The 1,290-nt window shown below is 37.1% G+C and carries 1 protein-coding gene; it reads right to left on the reverse strand.

From position 1 onward, the window contains the following. Positions 1-781: replication initiation protein RepM (gene repM / locus FTU19_RS16135; RefSeq protein WP_180131917.1), on the reverse strand; the 781-nt coding region annotated here is incomplete at its 3' end. Positions 782-1,290: the final 509 nt, after the last annotated feature.

A 1,290-nucleotide genomic window follows, 5' to 3' on the forward strand; every position in this document is an offset into this window, starting at 1 on the left:
TAGCAAATAAATGGCGTTGTGAGTCAGTCATCTTGATAAAGAAATCGGGTGTATTAGGATCTCGTTTAGATTCGATTTTCTTTGCTTGTTGCTTCTGCTTAAATTTGAATGAAAAGCCTGAAATAGCTCGACCTTTTTTATGTTGTTCATAGGTCACAGTGATATCGGTATGTTCATTGATCTGCTTGATAGACGGTTCTAAGACACGCCTTTTAAACAGCTCCATACGTTGATATTCATTATCCTCAACACCAACTCTATTTCTGAATTCTGATAGTTCAATTTGTGGAGTTTTACCCACTTCACGCCATGCAATTAGTAGTTCGTATAATCGAATTGCATACTTACCTGTAAGCTGTGATACCTGTTTAAGTTGATAACTTGTAAAGTGTTCCTCAAGCCGAGTAACAAGTGGTACAACGTCAGGGGCAAAAGTGATTTCTAAAATCGCTAACGTATCAACATAGAAAACACGACTAACCCAACGTGAGCGCACAATGCCTGTTTTGCCAGTCTTTTTATATTCCGAAACATAGCTAAACTTACGTTCAAACAGATTATTTACAGCATCTTTTAATACTTTGTATGCAGCATCTGTAGACACATTAAAGTGTTTTGCGTAATCACTAGCATGTATTTCTAACTTGCTGTCTGCGGTAATTCCTTGCCCTGTTTCTCTAGCATTCATAATTGCAAGCAATATTAAACGCTGTTCAGACGTTTCTAAGTTATAACTGGCATTCATTAACGCATTGTCTTTCACTACTAATCCATTTTTCAATTTAGCACCATAGATGTATCTTGGTTTGATAGCACCTTAAAATGCTAATGGTGTTAAGTCAAGAGGAAATGGTGCTTTATACAAGAGGAAATGGTGCTTTATACAAGAGGAAATGGTGCTTTATACAAGAGGAAATGGTGCTATATGTCCTCTACAAGCCTTGTGTAGCAATCGTTTCGGCTCGCTTAAAAGCATTTAAAAGCTTTAAAAGATATTAAAAGCCCAAGAGCATCAAAAATCAAAGGCTATGGCACTCGCTTTGCTCGTGTCGTTTCAAGAGCAAAAGCAAAGTCAAAAGCATTGATAATGCATTCGCTATGCTCATGCTTTTTTAAGAGCAAAAGTATCAATACTTCGCTCGTAGACACTCGCTAATAAATTCCTGCAGCAAGCAAAAAAGAGCAAAAGCGGTTTTTCAGAGGGGTAATAAGCGAATTTTTTTGTGTCGCTCGTAGACACTCGCTAAATGCTCTCATTTGCGTTCTAAGAGCATTTTTTATTTCAATTAT

Source organism: Acinetobacter sp. YH12072, from assembly GCF_013419565.1.
Taxonomy (GTDB): domain Bacteria; phylum Pseudomonadota; class Gammaproteobacteria; order Pseudomonadales; family Moraxellaceae; genus Acinetobacter.